16 protein-coding genes, 1 tRNA gene and 1 pseudogene are annotated in these 16,206 nt (G+C 65.1%); 11 read left to right on the top strand and 7 right to left on the bottom strand.

From position 1 onward, the window contains the following. Positions 1 to 1,006: NCS2 family permease (locus AC062T_RS03270; RefSeq protein ID WP_476027348.1), on the top strand; the 1,006-nt coding region annotated here is incomplete at its 5' end. Here the strand turns inward: AC062T_RS03270 and AC062T_RS03265 are convergent. Next, positions 1,003 to 2,286: a hypothetical protein gene (locus tag AC062T_RS03265; protein ID WP_476027346.1), complete on the bottom strand. Its 1,284-nt coding sequence runs from the start codon at positions 2,284 to 2,286 to the stop codon at positions 1,003 to 1,005. The two genes, AC062T_RS03270 and AC062T_RS03265, sit on opposite strands and share 4 nt — an antisense overlap. 214 nt (positions 2,287 to 2,500) lie before the next feature. Here AC062T_RS03265 and AC062T_RS03260 point away from each other — a divergent pair, with 214 nt between their 5' ends. Beyond that, positions 2,501 to 6,262, top strand: a complete 3,762-nt coding sequence (locus AC062T_RS03260) for a DEAD/DEAH box helicase (RefSeq protein WP_476027344.1) — start codon at positions 2,501 to 2,503, stop codon at positions 6,260 to 6,262. Next, positions 6,259 to 6,471 carry a hypothetical protein gene (locus AC062T_RS03255; RefSeq protein ID WP_476027343.1) on the top strand — a complete coding sequence of 71 codons (213 nt, stop codon included), beginning with the start codon at positions 6,259 to 6,261 and terminating at the stop codon, positions 6,469 to 6,471. The genes AC062T_RS03260 and AC062T_RS03255 overlap by 4 nt, the downstream gene beginning before the upstream one ends. 44 nt (positions 6,472 to 6,515) lie before the next feature. On the opposite strand, the gene mscL is transcribed toward AC062T_RS03255, so the two are convergent. Continuing rightward, complete coding sequence (gene mscL, locus AC062T_RS03250; protein WP_476027352.1) at positions 6,516 to 6,950, bottom strand: large conductance mechanosensitive channel protein MscL; 435 nt, start codon at positions 6,948 to 6,950, stop codon at positions 6,516 to 6,518. 40 nt (positions 6,951 to 6,990) lie between these two features. Here mscL and AC062T_RS03245 point away from each other — a divergent pair, with 40 nt between their 5' ends. After that, positions 6,991 to 7,167, top strand: coding sequence for a hypothetical protein (locus AC062T_RS03245; protein ID WP_476027354.1), 177 nt, complete (start codon positions 6,991 to 6,993; stop codon positions 7,165 to 7,167). Positions 7,168 to 7,229: 62 nt separating this feature from the next. Here the strand turns inward: AC062T_RS03245 and AC062T_RS03240 are convergent. Together AC062T_RS03240 and AC062T_RS03235 are read right to left on the bottom strand one after the other, a co-directional pair. Then, positions 7,230 to 7,325: pseudogene (locus AC062T_RS03240) on the bottom strand (FmdB family zinc ribbon protein); the annotation flags it as partial. A 26-nt stretch (positions 7,326 to 7,351) separates the two neighbouring features. Then, entirely contained in the window at positions 7,352 to 7,930 is a 579-nt protein-coding gene (locus AC062T_RS03235) for a 5-formyltetrahydrofolate cyclo-ligase (protein WP_108517599.1), read from the bottom strand. 34 nt (positions 7,931 to 7,964) lie between these two features. Here AC062T_RS03235 and galU point away from each other — a divergent pair, with 34 nt between their 5' ends. Both galU and AC062T_RS03225 read left to right on the top strand, forming a co-directional pair. Then, positions 7,965 to 8,858: a UTP--glucose-1-phosphate uridylyltransferase GalU gene (gene galU, locus AC062T_RS03230; RefSeq protein WP_476027340.1), complete on the top strand. Its 894-nt coding sequence runs from the start codon at positions 7,965 to 7,967 to the stop codon at positions 8,856 to 8,858. A 2-nt stretch (positions 8,859 to 8,860) separates the two neighbouring features. Further along, positions 8,861 to 9,505 carry a GNAT family N-acetyltransferase gene (locus tag AC062T_RS03225; protein ID WP_108517595.1) on the top strand — a complete coding sequence of 215 codons (645 nt, stop codon included), beginning with the start codon at positions 8,861 to 8,863 and terminating at the stop codon, positions 9,503 to 9,505. Between the two features lie 222 nt (positions 9,506 to 9,727). On the opposite strand, the gene AC062T_RS03220 is transcribed toward AC062T_RS03225, so the two are convergent. Beyond that, a complete protein-coding gene (locus tag AC062T_RS03220) occupies positions 9,728 to 10,423 on the bottom strand; it encodes a hypothetical protein (protein WP_476027338.1) in 696 nt (231 codons plus the stop codon). Positions 10,424 to 10,567: 144 nt separating this feature from the next. Between AC062T_RS03220 and AC062T_RS03215 the strand changes: the two genes are divergently transcribed. The 3 genes from AC062T_RS03215 to AC062T_RS03205 all read left to right on the top strand — a co-directional run bounded on the left by AC062T_RS03215 (position 10,568) and on the right by AC062T_RS03205 (position 12,386). Beyond that, complete coding sequence (locus tag AC062T_RS03215) at positions 10,568 to 11,620, top strand: hypothetical protein (protein WP_476027336.1); 1,053 nt, start codon at positions 10,568 to 10,570, stop codon at positions 11,618 to 11,620. 51 nt (positions 11,621 to 11,671) lie between these two features. After that, positions 11,672 to 11,744: transfer RNA gene (locus AC062T_RS03210), tRNA-Ala, on the top strand. Between the two features lie 333 nt (positions 11,745 to 12,077). Further along, positions 12,078 to 12,386, top strand: a complete 309-nt coding sequence (locus AC062T_RS03205; protein ID WP_476027350.1) for an SHOCT domain-containing protein — start codon at positions 12,078 to 12,080, stop codon at positions 12,384 to 12,386. A gap of 36 nt (positions 12,387 to 12,422) precedes the next feature. Here the strand turns inward: AC062T_RS03205 and AC062T_RS03200 are convergent, their stop codons facing one another. After that, a complete protein-coding gene (locus AC062T_RS03200) occupies positions 12,423 to 14,483 on the bottom strand; it encodes a diguanylate cyclase domain-containing protein (RefSeq protein ID WP_476027334.1) in 2,061 nt (686 codons plus the stop codon). Positions 14,484 to 14,537: 54 nt separating this feature from the next. Here AC062T_RS03200 and AC062T_RS03195 point away from each other — a divergent pair, with 54 nt between their 5' ends. After that, a complete protein-coding gene (locus AC062T_RS03195) occupies positions 14,538 to 15,197 on the top strand; it encodes an EAL domain-containing protein (protein WP_476027332.1) in 660 nt (219 codons plus the stop codon). Between the two features lie 20 nt (positions 15,198 to 15,217). Then, a complete protein-coding gene (locus tag AC062T_RS03190; RefSeq protein ID WP_476027330.1) occupies positions 15,218 to 15,601 on the top strand; it encodes a YchJ family protein in 384 nt (127 codons plus the stop codon). Positions 15,602 to 15,652: 51 nt separating this feature from the next. On the opposite strand, the gene AC062T_RS03185 is transcribed toward AC062T_RS03190, so the two are convergent. Beyond that, positions 15,653 to 16,206, bottom strand: a 554-nt coding sequence (locus tag AC062T_RS03185; RefSeq protein WP_476027328.1) for a DUF1206 domain-containing protein, incomplete at its 5' end; no start/stop codon positions are given.

Raw genomic sequence — 16,206 nt, 5'->3', positions numbered from 1 at the left:
CAAGACGGCGATCACGGTCGGCATCGGGTTCTTCATCGCCTTCATCGGTCTGGTGGATGCCGGGTTTGTGCGCGCGAGCGGGTCGGCCTCGCCGCCCGTGCAATTGGGTGACGATGGCTCGGTCGCCACCCTGCCCACGCTCGTTTTTGTGATCGGCCTGCTGTTCATGGGCGTGCTCATGGCGCGCAAGGTCAAGGGCGCTTTGCTCATTGGCATCCTGGGCACCACGGTCATCGCCATCATCGTCGAGGCCATTTTCAAGGTGGGCCCGTCGTTCACCAAGGATGGCCCGAATCCGGCCGGCTGGAACCTCAACGTTCCTACCCTTCCCGAGTCGATCGTGTCGCTGCCGGACCTCTCCCTCGTGGGTGCCTTCTCCTTCGGAGCCTTCGAGCGCATCGGGGCTCTCGCGGCGCTCATGCTCGTCTTCACCCTTGTATTCACGAACTTCTTTGATGCGGTCGGCACATTGACGGGGCTCACCAAGGAGGCCGGTCTTCAGGATGACAAGGGCAACTTTCCCCGCCTCAAGTCCGCGCTGCTTATCGAGGGTGTCGGCGCGGTTGCCGGTGGGGCAACGTCGTCGTCGTCGAACACGATCTACATCGACTCCGCCGCCGGCGTGGGGGAGGGTGCACGCACGGGTCTAGCCAATGTCGTGACGGGTCTTCTGTTCTTGCTCGCTATGTTCTTCACGCCTCTCACCCAGGTGGTTCCGCTGGAGGTGGCTGGCGCTGCGCTGGTCGTCGTTGGCGTCCTCATGGTGTCGCAGATCAGGTTTATCGATTGGACAGAGTTCTCCATCGGCCTTCCCGTGTTCCTCACGGTCACGATCATGCCGCTGACCTACTCCATCGCCAACGGAATCGGCGCCGGGTTCATCGCCTGGGTCGTCGTGCGGTCGCTTTCGGGCAAGGCGCGCGAGATCTCGCCGCTGCTGTGGATCGTTGCCCTCGGCTTCTTGATCTACTTTGCGCGCGGGCCCCTTGAGGCACTGATCGGTTAGTGCATCACGTCGTAGCGGGCGAGGGCGTCTGCATCGCGCGCATAGGTGCCCGCGCTCCTAGCGGTGTCGAGGGCAATCACGGGGTCTGACTCAGCCTGCGCGACGGCGAGTAGGCGCTCCGCCTCGGCGAGCCGTGTGCGTGCCTCTCGCCCGATTCCGCCTCGACGGGTGTCGATAAAATCGCGCGTCGCGGTGACCTGGCTTCGCGCGGCGACGAGAGCGCCCGTATATGCCTCGCGGGCCTGGTCGAGCCTGCGCTGCTGATTGCGGGCTCCGGCGAGGGCAGAGTCGAGGCGTGAATTCGCCTCCCGCAGCCTGTCGAGCGCGGCTACCGGGTCGCGGGGGTCTGCCTGCCCCAGCGATGTTTCTGCCAGGGTGATGGCGTCGATTACGGATGCTGCGGCAGCCGCATCCGTCGCCGTGTCTCGCACCGTCTTGGCCTCGGCAATGGCGGCCTTCGTCGATTCGGCGAGAGAGTCGAGTGCTGCGGTTGCCGCGGCGAGCTGCCCGGCAAGGGTGTCGATTGCGTCATAGAGGTGGAGTGAGCGACGGACCTGTTCTTCGCCGTCACGCAGCGCACCCAGGGTGGCGGTCGCGGCGGTGGTCGACGGTGAGGTACTCGCTGCCGTGGCCGTCTCCAGCGCGGCAGCGGCGAGCCCACGCGCCTCTTCGGCGCGGGCGCGGTTATCGACGACGCTGGCGATAGCGGCAGGGGAATAGGCGCTCTCAAGCTCGACCAGCACGGTGGCGGCCCGGGAGTCGCGGGCGGCTGCGGTCTCGATCGTCGTCCGCAGCGCGGCGAGGTTTTCGGGAACGCGTCGGTCGAGTTCCCGAAGCTTGTCGAAAGCTGTGAGCTCGGTGTCGAGTCGCGCCATCGTCGACTCGCACACGTGGGCAATGCGAGCGGTCCATTCTCTGCGCTGCGTCGTGGTGTCGGGAACGTGATCGTCGAGCTTCTGCTGCAGCTCGAACGCCTCCATAATCTGCCGGCGGGATTCGCTGAGCGTTCGGGAGAGCGACGCGGTCGACTCAGTGCCGAACTGCGCGAGGGCAAAGTCGAGCTCGTCCTGGGCGTCGCGCACCGCATCGTCGGCCCGAACGAGGAGGATGTTGGCCCGCTGAGCGGCAGCCTCGAGAGGGTCTGCACCAGTGCGGGGCGCGGTGAGCGCAGCGGCTCGGTTTCTGCGGAACAGCAGGCCGAAGCCCACGCCGAGAAGCACGCCGACGATGACGAGCACGGTGACGATGGCCGTTCCTGCGGCGCTCGCCAGTTCACCCATTCTGTTTTCTCCCTGGTCTTGGCCACTGCTCGCGCAATGTTGTTCCACTGTATGGGGAGCACGCTGAGCTTTGCGCGGGACTCAGCGGGGGAGCGAACCGGCAGACTCGGCGGGGACCCCGCCGGGCAACGCTCGCGGCGTTCACGAGAGCGAACGCCGAGAAATCGGCGCTGCCTACCGGAATATTGTGGGTTGCGCGCTTAAGGTTGGGCCTGTGTGGCCAGCTAATAGACAACCTGAAGACGACGCTGCCGTTGATGACGGCGAGATCACCGTGGCGCGCGTCGAGCCGCAGGTGACCGCGCCCCACGCGCTCTCCCTCGGGGACCCGCGCTATACGGCAGCGAACATTGCCGAGCCGACCTGGCAGGGATGGCGAGAGCAGTTGGCGGCGATCGGCGGCCCCTCGCCGCTCCTCCACTTCGTTGACGAGCGTCGCACCCGCATCGAGCTGAGCACGACGCATCCTGGCGGCCTGGCCCAGTTCATCACCGGGCAGAAGACGCTTCTCTCGAGCCTCATCCGCGACGACCTCGCTCTGCGTGCGGCCAGGGTTGCCGCGGGCGAAATCGCCTCGAAGGGCCTTGAGCTCGCGACCTCCCGCGGAATCGACGCCGTGCACCTGGGCATCGGCATCGCCGAATGGACCCACGAGGGCATCGAATACCGCGCCCCCGTGTTGCTTCGACCGCTCGCGATTCGCCGATACGGCCGCGACTACGAGATGAAGCTCCTCGGCGCCCCGTTCCTCAACCCCGATCTTGCGCGCGCGCTCGAAGAGCAGCACGGGGTCACGCTGGATGCCGACGCTTTTGTGGCGCTCGCCGAGCACGACGGCACCTTCAAGCCCAACACCGTTATCGACCGCCTTCGCGGCCTGACCTCACATCTTCAGTGGTTCAACGTGCAGCCGCGCCTGGTCGTCTCGTCATTTGCCTCAGTAGGCGACCGCATGGTTGCCGACGCGGCCCAGCTCGAACATCCCATCCTCGACGCGCTGGCGGGCAACCCCGGAGCCAAGTGGACCGTGGGCGAAAGCTACGCGCCCGTCGACCCCCAGCATCCGGATGATCGGGCACCAGAGACCGACACGCTGCTGCTCGACGCCGACAGCGAGCAGGAGGGGGTTGTGGCGCAGATCGCGGCCGGCAACTCCATCGTCGTCAAGACCTTGCCCGGCACGGGCAGCACACAGACCATCGTCAATGCCATCGGATGCTTGGTGGGTCAGAACAAGCGGGTGCTCGTCGTGAGCCCCCGCCGGTCGAGCCTCAAGGGCATCGCCCACCGCCTGGGTGAAATCGGGCTGCAGGGGGTCGCGGTTTCGCCCGCGAGCCTGCGCGGCGACGTCATCCGCGGCATCTCCCGCAACGAGAAGGCGCGTCCCCCTCAGCTGGCCGAGGTCGACGACGCACTCGTTCGTCTGCGCAAGGTACTTCTCGATTACCGCATCGCGATCGCTCGACGCGACCCCGCGATCGGTGTTTCTGTGCTCGATTGCCTCACCGAGCTTTCACGCCTCGCCCTGCTTCCGCAGTCGCCGTCGACGACGGCTCGACTCTCGCGCACCTCGGTCGAGCGCCTCATCGACAACCGCAGCGCGGCCGCCGATGCCATGGTCCAGGCCGCCCGCCTGGGAGAGTTCCGCTACGGGCCAGGCGACTCTCCCTGGTACGGAGCCGCATTCGCCTCAAGCGAGCAGGCCACGGTTGCCCACGCCCTGGCGAAGCGTCTCTCGAACGACGACGTGCCCCGCCTGCTGGAGCGAGCAACAGAGCTCGTGGGGTCCACCCCGATGCGGCCGTTCGAGACGATCGCAGAGCTCGGCACCTACCTTCGACTGCTCACCGACATCCGCGACACACTGGACAAGTTTCAGCCCGTCGTCTTCGACCGGTCGCTCAGTGAACTCATCGCCGCGACAGCCGCTCGCAAGGATTCGCCCGAAATGTCGGGCGCAAACCGCCGTCGGCTCAAGAAGCTCGCCAAGGAGTATCTGCGGCCCGGCGTCTCCGTCAACGATATGCACGAAAGCCTGGTGCGCATCCAGCAGCAGCGGTTGCTCTGGCAGCGGTTCGTCGCGGCGGGTGCGCCGCCTCGGGTGCCTGCGGGCATTGCCTCTGCCCAGGTTCTGCACCAGCAGGTCGAACAAGACCTGGCCACGCTCGATCGCCCGCTCGGCACAACCTCAGCCGCCGAGCAGCTCGTCAACCTGCCGATCCCGCAGCTCCTTGCCAAGCTGGCCGGCCTCGCGGCGGAGTCGGATGCTCTGGCGAACCTGCAGGAGCGCGCCCAGCTGCGCACCACTCTCCACGACCTGCAGCTCGACCCGCTGCTCGCCGACCTGTCGCTGAGACACGTGCCAGACACCGAGGTTGCCGCAGAGCTTGAGCTTGCATGGTGGCGCTCTGCGCTCGAGTCATTGCTCGATGCCGACCGTGCGCTGCTCGGGGCCAATACGAGCGTGCTCGACCGGCTTGAGGCCGACTTCCGGCTCGTGGACGAAGCCCATGCCTCTGGCAGCGCGCAGCTGCTCTCGTGGCAACTCGCGGAGAACTGGAGCATCGGCCTCGTCGACTGGCCAGAAGAGGCGGCGAGCCTCAAGCGCATCCTTCGCCGCGACAGCATTACGTCACGGCAGTTGCAGTCGGCAGCGCCCCACCTCTCACGAACGATCGCCCCCGTTTGGCTCGCGTCTCCGTATGAGGTTGACCTCATCACCGACTCGATGCCGTTCGACACCGTGATTCTCGTTGATGCGGGCGCAACGACCCTCGCCGAGACCGTTGGTGCGATTCGCCGGGCTAAGCAAACCGTGGCCTTTGGTGACCCCGTCACCCAGACTCCCTCGTCGTTCCGCATTGGTCTGGATGACGAGTTCGCCGACCGCGACGACGCCGATGCAGCCGATGGCGACCTCGACGAGACTCACGCCGATTCCGCCCTCGCGCGCCTGGGCACCCTGCTTCCGACCCTCGCCCTCACGCGCAGCTATCGCGCCGGGGGAGAAGACCTCGCAGAATTGGTCAACCGCCGGTTCTATGCCGGCAAGATCGAATCCCTTCCCTGGGCCGGCAGCTTCCTCGGCCACGGCAGCCTGCGCATCGACCATGTGAAGGACGGCAGCGGCCTTCCCGACGAGACCTCGGGCGCTGTAGAAAGCGTGGACGCCGAGGTCGAGCGGGTCATCGAACTCGTCATCGAGCACGCCAAGACGCGCCCGCACGAATCGCTTATGGTCATCTCGGCGAGCGAGAAGCACGCCGTACGGGTAGAGCAGGCGATTCTCGCCGCGCTGCCGGGCCGCACAGAGCTGAGCGAGTTCGTGCTCAGCGACAGGGCAGAAGCCTTTAGCGTGTCGACCATCGAACACGCCGTTGCACAGAGCCGGGACCGCGTGATTTTCTCGGTCGGCTACGGTCGCACCCCTCATGGTCGTGTGCTGAGCGACTTCGGAGCGCTCGGGCGCCCTGGCGGAGAGCGGATGCTCGCGGTCGCCATGACCCGCGCCCGCCGCGGCATGATCATCGTCACCTGCTTCGAGCCGTCAGACATCGACGACACCCGCATGGAGCGCGGAGCCGTCGCCCTGGCGGAGATCTTGGCCGATGCATCCGCCCGCACCCGGAGCGAGCCGCTGCCGGACGACAGCGACCCCATGCTCGTCGACCTGGCGAAGCGGTTGGAGAAGCGCGGGCTGCGCGTGGCGCTTGGCCACCGCGGCAAGCTTGGCCTGGTCACGTCGTTCGAGGGCAAATGCCTCACGATCGAAACCGATACGGTGCTGCAGAACTCGAGCCTTAGGGAGTCGTTGCGCCTGCGACCTGAGCTGTTGCGCCGCCTCGGCTGGCACTACATGCGGGTGCACGCTTTCGAACTCTTCAACAACCCGGATGCTGTGGCCGACCGCGTCGTCGCCATGCTTGGTGCGGGCCGAGGCCCGGTGACCGAACCGATCCCGATCGTGTCAGCATGATGGTTTCTGAGACCGGCGACGACGGTGCCGCAAGCACCGAAGAACCGGGGCGTGCTGACGAACCAGCGCGTCCTCGGCGGCGCAACCGGCGAGTGCGCACCGAGCCTGTGCCCGGCACCGACCCGAACCCGACTCCGGAGCCCAGCCGACACGGCGAAGGCGAGAACGACGAACAACTCAAGCGGGATGTTCCGCCGCACTGGGGCTAGCCCGCAGCGCCATCACCGGCGTCCGGGCGAGAACTGTCGCTCGATTACTCGGAGTCGGCCCTAGTCTGCCCGCGCTTCTGATCGGCGAGCAGGTCGCGAATCTCAGCAAGCAGCACAAGTTCGGATTCTTGGGCGGCAGGAACCTCGATGCCCGCCTTGCGCTTCTCCTCGGCCTTCTTGCGCATGTAGTTGACCGGGGTCACGAGCACGAAGTACACGACGGCCGCCACCAGCAAGAACTGGATAACGGCGGCGATGACGGCCCCGAACATGAGTTGGGCTGGCTCGCCGCTTGTGGTGGGGATCTCGACGATCAGTGCGGACTTGAGGTCGTCTGCGTCGAACAGAGCCCCAATGGCGGGGTTGAAGATTCCCTCGACGAGCGCGTTGACGATCGCCGTGAAGGCAGCGCCAATGACCACGGCGACAGCCAGGTCGATGACATTGCCGCGCATGATGAATTCTTTGAAGCCTTTTATCAACGCAATACTCCTATCGGTTCTGAGATTCATAGGTGATATGTCGTTCAGAGAAACGGTTCTGCTGTTGCTAAAAGGTCAGGAGGCGGAGGGCGTGCTCGCCGCCGCGGGGGCCGCTGGGGCTGAGGCCGGCGCCGATGGCGAAGCACCGGAGGTCGATGAGTTCGACCCGGCGCTTACCGAGCTGGTCGACGCCGAGCGGGAGTCGGTGCGGTAGAAGCCGGAGCCGTTAAAGGTGACGCCGATGCTGTTGAAGACCTTGCGGAGGTCTGCCTGGTTGCAGCTGGGGCACACCGTGAGCGTGTCGTCGGTGAACGACTGGTACTGATCAAAGGCGTGGCCACAGGCCGCGCAACGGTAAGAATAGGTAGGCACGAGAATCCTTGATGTTTCGGTTGCGTCTAGAGGTCGATGATGCCGCTCGGGGTAACCACACCATCCACGGGCTTGTCGTGAACCTCTGTCGGCACGGAGTCGACCAACTCATTGTCGAATACCACAGCATAAACCGGCGGGCACTGTTCCATTGACCCGAGCATCCTGTCGTAGTAGCCACGGCCCCAGCCCATGCGGATGCCGCTGCGGTCAACGGATGCCGCCGGCACCACGATGAGATCGACATCGTTGATGGCGATCGGGCCGAGCACTTCGCCTACCGCCTCCGGAACCCCGAACTGGCCTTCGCGCTCGGTCTCGCCGTCACCAAGAACCCAGTCCAACAGCCCGTCATCCCGTGACACCGGCAGCAGCACCCGGATGCCGGCCTCATGGGCAGCGTTAAGCCACGGACGGATGTTCGGCTCATCCGGCGTCGACAGGTACGCCGCGAGGTAGCGGGCGTCGAAGCGTGTGACGAGCTCGGAGAGGTGCGCCGTAAGTAGTTCGGTCGCCTTCTCCCTTTCGCTACTCGTCATGATTCGTCGTCTCTCCCGCAACTCGGCGCGCAGCGCTCGTTTGCGGTTGGCCAGATCATCGGGCATGTACGACATCCTAGGGAAAGGTACTGTGACAGGCATGGCGTTTACCATCACGAAAGCAGTCATTCCCGCAGCAGGCCTTGGAACTCGATTCTTGCCCGCCACGAAGGCGATGCCAAAAGAGATGCTCCCGGTCGTTGACAAGCCAGCGATTCAATACGTTGTCGAGGAGGCCGTAGCGGCCGGACTCACCGACGTTCTCATGATCACGGGCCGCAACAAGAACGCCCTGGAGAACCACTTCGACCACGTCGGAGAACTTGAGGCCACGCTGGAGAAGAAGGGCGACACCGAGCGTCTGCGTCAGGTTAACTTCTCCACCGATCTTGCCGACATGCACTACGTGCGTCAGGGCAACCCACTCGGCCTCGGCCACGCCGTGCTTCGCGCCAAGATGCACGTGGGCAACGAGCCGTTCGCGGTGCTGCTCGGCGACGACATCATCGACCAGCGCGATGTGCTGCTCTCCCGCATGATTGAGGAGCAGGTGAAGCGAGGAGCCAGTGTTGTTGCCCTGCTCGAGGTCGATCCGTCCCAGACCCATATGTATGGAATCGCCACCGTCGAGCCCACCGAGACCGACGACGTCGTTCGCATCACGGGCCTCGTCGAAAAGCCGGCCCAGGGAGAGGCGCCGTCTAACCTCGCCATCATCGGTCGCTACGTGCTCACCCCCGAGGTGTTCCGTGTGCTTGAGAACACCAAGCCGGGCAAGGGTGGGGAGATCCAGCTGACGGATGCTCTGCAGACCATGGCCGATGCCCCAGAGGCCACCGGCGGCGTGTTTGGCGTCGTGTTCCGCGGACGCCGCTACGACACGGGAGACCGCGTCGACTACATCAAGGCGATCGTGCAGCTCGCGGTCGACCGTGACGACCTCGGGCCGGAGCTTCGCCCGTGGCTCAAAGAGTTCGCCGACAAACTCGACTGATCATGGTCACTGCTGTGCCAACTCTCAGCGATGGGGCGGTCACCATCCGCCCCATCCGCGTGCGCGATGCGAAGGTTCTCGAGCGCGAACTGCTCGACAACCGTGACTGGTTGACCCGATGGGAGGCGACCAGCCCCTATGGGCCGGTCTCCTTGGACACTCGCTACAGCATCCGCAATCTGTTGGCGCACTCGCGCGGGGGCCACGGCATGCCCTATGCCATCGAGTACGACGGCGAATTCGCCGGGCAGCTCAACGTGTCGGGCATCACCTATGGGTCGCTGTCGTCGGCCACGCTCGGGTACTGGGTCTCGCAGCGCTTCGCTGGTAAGGGTGCAACCCCCACCGCGGTTGCCCTTGCGACGGACCACTGCTTCTTTCAGATGGGTCTGCACCGCATGGAGATCTGCATCCGCCCCGAGAACGCGGCCTCGTTGCGCGTCGTGGAGAAGCTCGGGTTTCGCTACGAGGGGCTTCGTCGGCGATACATCCACATCGACGGGGACTGGCGCGACCACTTCTGCTTCGCGCTCGTCGCAGAAGAGGTTCGCAGCGGCGTACTAAACCGCTGGCGCGACGGCCGCGTGCCCGCCGCCAACGCGGTCATCCCCGAGGCCGACTGGCGCGCGTCGGGCGTGCGTCGCTAGCTAGCGCCTGCTCACCTGCTCACCTGCTCACGGGCTCACCTGCTCACGGGCTCACCGGCTCGCCTGCTCACCTGCTCGCCTGCTTGCCGGCTCACCCGCCGAGGGGTGCGAAATGCGTCTTCCCGGGCATCCGGAACACGCATTTCGAACCCCCTCGCGCGGAATCGTGAGGGAATGAGGGAGCCACCCGTCAGCGGGGACGGCAGCGGATGCTCCCGACCGCTAGAGCCCCACGAACGGAATCGAGACGGTCATCGCGGCAGCGGCAACGAACACGACCGTCGCAATCGCGGTGAGGCCAATCTGGGCGCGGCGTCCCTTGACGACCGCAGCGACACCGAGAAGGAACAGCGAGATAGCCATCAGCACGGTGTTGAGGGTGAGGCGGTCGCTGAGGCTGTTGTAGGTGTCGCCCTCTGCAATGAGGTTTTCGGCCTTCTCCTGTGACTCCGAGTAGGGGCTGAACAGGGTGTTCATGTAGTCCTCGTTGTCGAACGGGGCCGTGTAGGTCGCGGGGTCGGCCTCGTTCTCATCCGCGGCCCATGTGATGGCGCCATCGAGGTCTTCGCTCACCGACTGAAAGTACATAACGTCGTACTTGTCGCTTGCCGACTGGGCGATCGCGGCATCCGCGCTCTCGGCGTCGATCGACAGTTGCGTGAGCGTCGACCACAGCTGAACGTCCTGGATGTAAGTCTGGTTGGCCTCCAGGTAAAGAGACTCGGCCTCGGTGCCAGCGGCCTGGCCCTTGGTGTACGCGCCCGCCATCTGGCTGTCGTAGAGCGCCGCTTGAAACGAGGCATAGGCGGTTACGGTCGAGACGACGCCGAGGAGGATCACGATGATCAGCTCCATGTTGCCGAAGTAGTCGGAGAGTCGGCGCTGGGGTGTTGCAGCTTCGGGTGCTGATGAGGTCACGGGAGTCCTTGGTATATCGGGGCGGGAAACACCCAATAGTACTGAGTGCGAAGCCTGGGAAGGCACCCCGCATCGAGGGGTCAACCGCAAGACACACCCCCGATAATGGGCCGCCAAACCGCCACCCGCTCGTAGCGTTGGCTCATGGGATTCGAGGGGCTCAGCTCAAGCGTCGTGATTGCGATCGCCGCCGTGCTCTGGCTCGTCTACCTCGTGCCGACCTGGTTTCGTCGCCGCGAGTACCTCTCCACCGAGCGCAACGCGGTTCGCCTTCAGCAAACCCTGCGCATTCTGGCCGAAACGGCCGAAGTCCCCGATGAGATTCGGGTCGAGAACTCGACAAGAAGCGTCGCAGAGCGAGAAAAGTTTATGCACCGAGAAATGCAGCGCACCCGCGCAATCGAAAGTGCCCAAAGAGCAGCGGATGCTCGCGCGGCAGCCCGCACGCTGGCCGAGACGCGTCCGGCGATCGCCGCCCAGGTTGCGCGGAGTTCGCTGGCATCCCGAAGGCTGCGACGATCGCGGCTGATCACCACCTTGGTGCTCGTCGCCTCCATCATCGGATTGGTATTCGGCGTTGCCCAGGCTGCTGCTGGTGCCGGAGTTGCCATGGTGATCGGCTCCGCGGTCGTGGCGCTGGGAGCTGGTGTGCTCCTGCGGCAGCTCGCCGCAGTCTCCACCGCACGCGCGCAGCTCGCCGCAGAGGTGCAGGCAGCACCTCGAGTGTCGACTCCCGTCGCCGACTTCTGGCAGCAGCCAGCGGAGGCCCAGGTTCGCCAGTCAGAGGGCTGGGTGCCAACGCAACTGCCCAAGCCGCTGTACCTTTCGCGCCCCGAGGCGCCCGCCGTGCCTCGCGTGAGCTTCTCTGAAGCGGCCGCACGCCTGGCGCGCCCCGTTGGGGACCGGGCGGAGGCCGGGGCAACCTCAGGTGCCGGGCGCCCTGCGGCGCCGCAGCTCGACGCTGCTGCCCAACTGCGCGAGGCATCCGAACGCTCCGAGAACGCTCTGCGCGAAGCCCAGCAGCAGACCGCCAGGATCACCCCGCGGTTCGAGGATGCGGATGCCGCACGCCCGGCATCCAAGACCCCCGCGGTTTCTGCAGTCCCCAGCCGCTTCGCCCAGATGGGCGTGATCGGCGAGGTCGAGCTTGCACCCACCGACCTCGATGAGGCGCTTCGCCGCCGCCGCGCCGTCTGATTAATCGTGTGCAAAGGCGGCCCGCGCGAGGTGTTATCGTAGTTACCGCACGGGCCCTTGGCGCAGTTGGTAGCGCGCCTCGTTCGCATCGAGGAGGTCAGGAGTTCGAATCTCCTAGGGTCCACACTTCGCGTCGTGCAACGCAACAGAAACGCCGTCCGGCTTATGCCGGGCGGCGTTTTTGTTGTCCTCCCGGTGGCCCTCCTCGTTGCTGAGGGGCGCCGAATGCGTCTTCGCGGGCATCCGGAACACGCATTTCGCGCCCCTCGGCGGAGGGCGCAGGCGCCGGTAATTCCGTCATCCCCGGAGGGTGAGGTCAGGCTCCGGCGTGCTGCTTAGGCTCTGAATCGATTCGAGCGCTGGCGAAAGGATTGTCATGAACTTCTGGAACAGCTTCTGGGACATCATCTGGTGGTTCCTGTGAGTCTTCGTCTTCGTTGCCTACCTCTTCGCGCTACTGGCGATCTTTGCCGACCTCTTTAGGGATCGAAAGCTCAGCGGTTGGTGGAAGGCGGTGTGGGTTATCTTCTTGGTTGTCGTGCCGTTTCTCACCGCGCTCGTCTATCTCATCGCGCGGGGCAATGGCATGGCAGAGCGCACCGCAGAGGCCGAGCAGCAGGCCAAATCAGCGACCGATGCCTATATCAAGCAGGTAGCAAGCCCCAACCCCGCGGCAGAGATCGCCAGGGCCAAAGAACTGCTGGATTCTGGCACAATCACCCCGGACGAGTATGAGTCGCTCAAGGCGCGGGCACTGGCTCATTAGCTCTCGCTGTGCGAGCCACCAGGCTGTCCGCACTGGCTAGAGCGGCGCGTCCTTCATCGTGGCTTTGGCCTCATACATTGCGCGGTCGGCGCGGTCGAGCATTCCAGCGGCATCAACGCCCAGTTCGAGTTGGCCGATCCCGATAGCGGCTCGCACCGGCAGCGGAATATCGAACACATCAAAGGGTTGATCGAACGCCTGGCGAACGCGCTCGGCTACGGCTTCGTCCTCGCCAAGCTTGGTGTCTTCACAGAGCACCACGAACTCGTCGCCAGCCAAACGGGCAACGGTGTCAGTTTCTCTCACAGCTTCGGTGAGTCGGCGCGCGGTTTCGACAAGGATTGCATCCCCCGCGCGGTGTCCGAAGCGGTCGTTGACCTCTTTGAAGTCGTTGAGGTCGATGAAGAGCACGACGCAGTGGTGGCCCCGACTTGCGCGGGCGAGCGCGGAGTTCAGACGATCAAGCAGGAGTCGACGGTTGGGCAGCCCCGTGAGGCTGTCGACAAGCGCCTGCTGGGCGAGATCCGCCTGAACTCTGCGAAGAAGCCTGTCGTCGATCTCACGCGCCAGTTCCTCGGCAACTTCGCGGTCGGTCGCTGACCACGGGCGCGAGGCATCCGTAATCTGGTCGGTCCTGGGCGAGAGGTCGCGGGAGGCGGTCGGCGCGGAATCGAGATTCTCGGCGGCGAGCGAGCCGAACCAGCGAACGGTCTGGTCCACAGGACGGCGTACCCAGCACAGGTAATCGCCCTGCGAACCGATGGAGACCGCGAGCAGCCCTGCGACCTCTGGTGCGGCTTCGGCGAGCTTAGGGTGCACCTCGCTCACCCTGTTGGTGAGGAGCGCGCCATGGCGACTCAGGGTTTGCAACCACACATTAACGGTGTCGTGGATCGCTTGCGCCTCTGCCTGCGTGAGGTGGCCGAGGGTGCGAAGTTTGCCGCGGACGTTGATGATGCCGGCTTCGGCGTGGATAAGTTCGAGACCGCCGACAGTGTCGATTCCCGTTCTGGCCGCGTCGCTGAGCGCGTCGAGGATGCTGCCGTCACCGATGCGCTCAGTGAGCTGGTGCACGATCGCCACGATGTTTGCGCGGCGGTGAAGCTCGGCATTGCGCGCGAGGGTCGCGACTCGGTCGAGCAGAAGGCGCGCATAGATTTCGATGCTGGCGCGGGTGAGAGGGTCTATCGTGCGCGCCTCCTGGGAGTGCGAGACCATCATGTAGGCGACGCCGGCATTGCTTGGCAGGTGCAGCGTGAGGGTGGCCGCGGTTCCCATGCTGCGCATGAATTCCAGATGCCGGTGGGCAGGGTTGCGCAGCGGTGAGAGGCTCAGATTCCACGGTGTTCCGGTGCGGTCTGAGCGCGGTACCACGATCGACGGCATCGCTTCGGCGTCGCGAACAAGAGTCGACCGAACCCTGCCGGTCGCTGCCCTCGCTTCTCGAGGGATATCGGATGCGGCAAAGTGCAGGCCAACAAACTGGTCGAAGCCATCGACCACTGACTCGGCGACGATCTCGCCGTGCCCAGCCTCATGGAACTCGATGGCGATAGTGCGGTCGAACCCGATGCGGCTGCGCACCGTGTCGCATCCCAGGGCCCACAGCTCGCGGACATCGGCGACATCGTCTAGTGCCAGTGCTGCCTCGGCAAGCCAGATCGTGCCATCGGGTGTCGCTTCACCCGGCCCGGGTTCGAGGCTTAAGACCGTCTGGCCCTGCATGAACGTGGCGGTGGAATACCACGTCGTACCGTGAAAGTCGGTGACCAGTTGGGGGCTGCTGTGGCTGAGCGACCCCGAGCGACGGGGCGCATAGCCTGGAACAAAATCGTCGAGCGGTCGATCGAGCACCTCGTCCGGCCGCAGGCCCCACAGGGCCTCGCACGAGTCGGAGACGGCGATGACCGTTGCAGAGGATGGTGACGCAGAGATACCCAGCATGATGCCGCTGGCCTGCACGGTGCCGGGGCTCGTTTGCGGCTCGGGCGAGCGCAGCTGAAGCCGCTGTGAATCGTCAGTCGAGAAGGGGATGCCCACCTGGCGTCCTTTCCCGGGAACAGCGGCGAATCCGTTAGGGTTCAGGGTAGTGGACATCCGGCCAATGCCAGGGGATGTGACCCAAAAGCCACTGCAAGAAAGGCGCAACACATGGTTGGACATCATGTCGTATTCCAACCCATCGTGCGCATCGTCGACTGGCAAGTGGTGGGCTACGAAGCCCTCGCACGCTTTGACGATGGGCGCTCTCCTCTCGCGCACCTCGCCGACGCGCGAGCAAAGGGCACGCTCGTGGACTTGGAACTCGAACTCATCAGCAGCGCCGTCGAGGCATGTAGATCGCTCAAGTCGGATGCCCTCATCACGATGAACTCAAGCGCCGAGACGCTCGTCGATGAGCGTCTCCCCGCAGTGCTCTCCGAGCGCACCCACGAGTGGGGCATCGAGCTTTCAGAGATGTCGGCCGTGAGCTTCTATGAGGGCCTACGCCAGACCGTGCGCTCGCTCGGGGTCGCACTCCTGCTCGATGACGCTGGGGCCCGGCATTCGGATATTGAACGCGTGCACAATTCGAACCCGTCGATCGTGAAGGTCGACAAATCGGTTCTCCAGGCGGCGGTTGACACGGTGCCGGATATGGCCGGGCTGCTGATGTTCTGCGAGGCAGCCCACTCCGTGAACGCGATCGCCCTCGCCGAGGGCGTAGAGACTCCCGCTCAGGCGAAGCTGCTCCAGGACATCGGATACGAGCTGGGGCAGGGGTACCTGTACGGCTACCCCGCGCTGGCGGAAGAATGGGTCGGCCGCTAAAGCCCGAGCGAGCACAGCTTATGATCGACGACTCCTCCCGCTGCCCCTGCCTCAGCGGCGAAAGCTACGGCGCATGCTGCGCCCCGCTTCACCGAGGGGCCGCCGCTCCCACCGCTGAGCGGCTCATGCGCTCCCGCTTCTCGGCGTTCGCTGTCGGGGATGCAGGCTACCTGCTGGCAACGTGGCATCCCGCAACCCGGCCCGAGCGCCTGGAACTCGACGAGTCCATCCGCTGGTATCGGCTCGATATCGAGCGCACTGAGCGCGGCGGCATGCTCGACAACGACGGGGTCGTGGAATTCTCTGCGTTCTGGAAGGGCGGCGGTGAGTCGGGCGTGCAGCACGAGGCGAGTAGCTTTGCGCGCAGCGACGGGCGCTGGGTCTATGTGGATGCCGCGGGCTAGGTCGAGTCAGCGCTTGAGAAGTCAGCGTTTGAGGATTCAGCGCTTGAGAAGTCAGCGCTTGAGATAGACGGCCCGCGCCGCAAGATACAGGCCGTGAATCATGAACCCGGCCGAGATTGCAAAAAGCGGCCATGGCCCCGTGGGCAGCGCTGCCAGCCAGCGAATCGCGCCGTCGACCCCTGTTGTCCAGTCCGCGTCCGTCAAGACCGCCCCGCCCACAAAGAGAAGCCCTACGGTCATTAACGCGATGCCCTTCAGGGTGTGACCGATGACGCCGACGGCCACGACGACCTGACCCCATGGGCCCTCTGGCGGGTCGATATCCTCGCGAAAGCGGCGGCTCACGCCGCGCGAAATGAACGCGATTCCCACACCTCCGACGACTGCCCCGATGGCGGCGAGCACGAAAACGCCGCCGGGCATGCCAATGAGCGTGGAGCTCAGGGTTTTGGTTCCCTCAGCGGTGTCTGGCCGACTGCCCACAGCGAAGGCGAGACAGGCGAGACCGACGCCGACGAAGCCGAGGGCCTTGGCATGATCGCGCAGCTTGCGAGGGAAGATCTTCGATTCGTCGGGGCCAGCGGTGAGAGCCCCGGACCACTGCC

The sequence above is a fragment of the Homoserinimonas sp. genome (genome assembly GCF_056262345.1).
Note: the sequence above shows the minus strand (reverse complement) of the source record. Positions and strands in the feature narration are given on the sequence as shown.

Excerpts from the sequence above, each read along its gene's own strand:
- AC062T_RS03265 (WP_476027346.1), bottom strand. The coding sequence starts at position 2,286 with ATGGGTGAACTGGCGAGCGCCGCAGGAACGGCCATCGTCACCGTGCTC.
- AC062T_RS03255 (WP_476027343.1), top strand. The coding sequence starts at position 6,259 with ATGATGGTTTCTGAGACCGGCGACGACGGTGCCGCAAGCACCGAAGAA.
- AC062T_RS03245 (WP_476027354.1), top strand. The coding sequence starts at position 6,991 with ATGTCGTTCAGAGAAACGGTTCTGCTGTTGCTAAAAGGTCAGGAGGCG.
- AC062T_RS03235 (WP_108517599.1), bottom strand. The coding sequence starts at position 7,930 with ATGCCCGATGATCTGGCCAACCGCAAACGAGCGCTGCGCGCCGAGTTG.
- galU (WP_476027340.1), top strand. The coding sequence starts at position 7,965 with ATGGCGTTTACCATCACGAAAGCAGTCATTCCCGCAGCAGGCCTTGGA.
- AC062T_RS03225 (WP_108517595.1), top strand. The coding sequence starts at position 8,861 with ATGGTCACTGCTGTGCCAACTCTCAGCGATGGGGCGGTCACCATCCGC.
- AC062T_RS03215 (WP_476027336.1), top strand. The coding sequence starts at position 10,568 with ATGGGATTCGAGGGGCTCAGCTCAAGCGTCGTGATTGCGATCGCCGCC.
- AC062T_RS03200 (WP_476027334.1), bottom strand. The coding sequence starts at position 14,483 with ATGTCCACTACCCTGAACCCTAACGGATTCGCCGCTGTTCCCGGGAAA.
- AC062T_RS03195 (WP_476027332.1), top strand. The coding sequence starts at position 14,538 with ATGGTTGGACATCATGTCGTATTCCAACCCATCGTGCGCATCGTCGAC.
- AC062T_RS03190 (WP_476027330.1), top strand. The coding sequence starts at position 15,218 with ATGATCGACGACTCCTCCCGCTGCCCCTGCCTCAGCGGCGAAAGCTAC.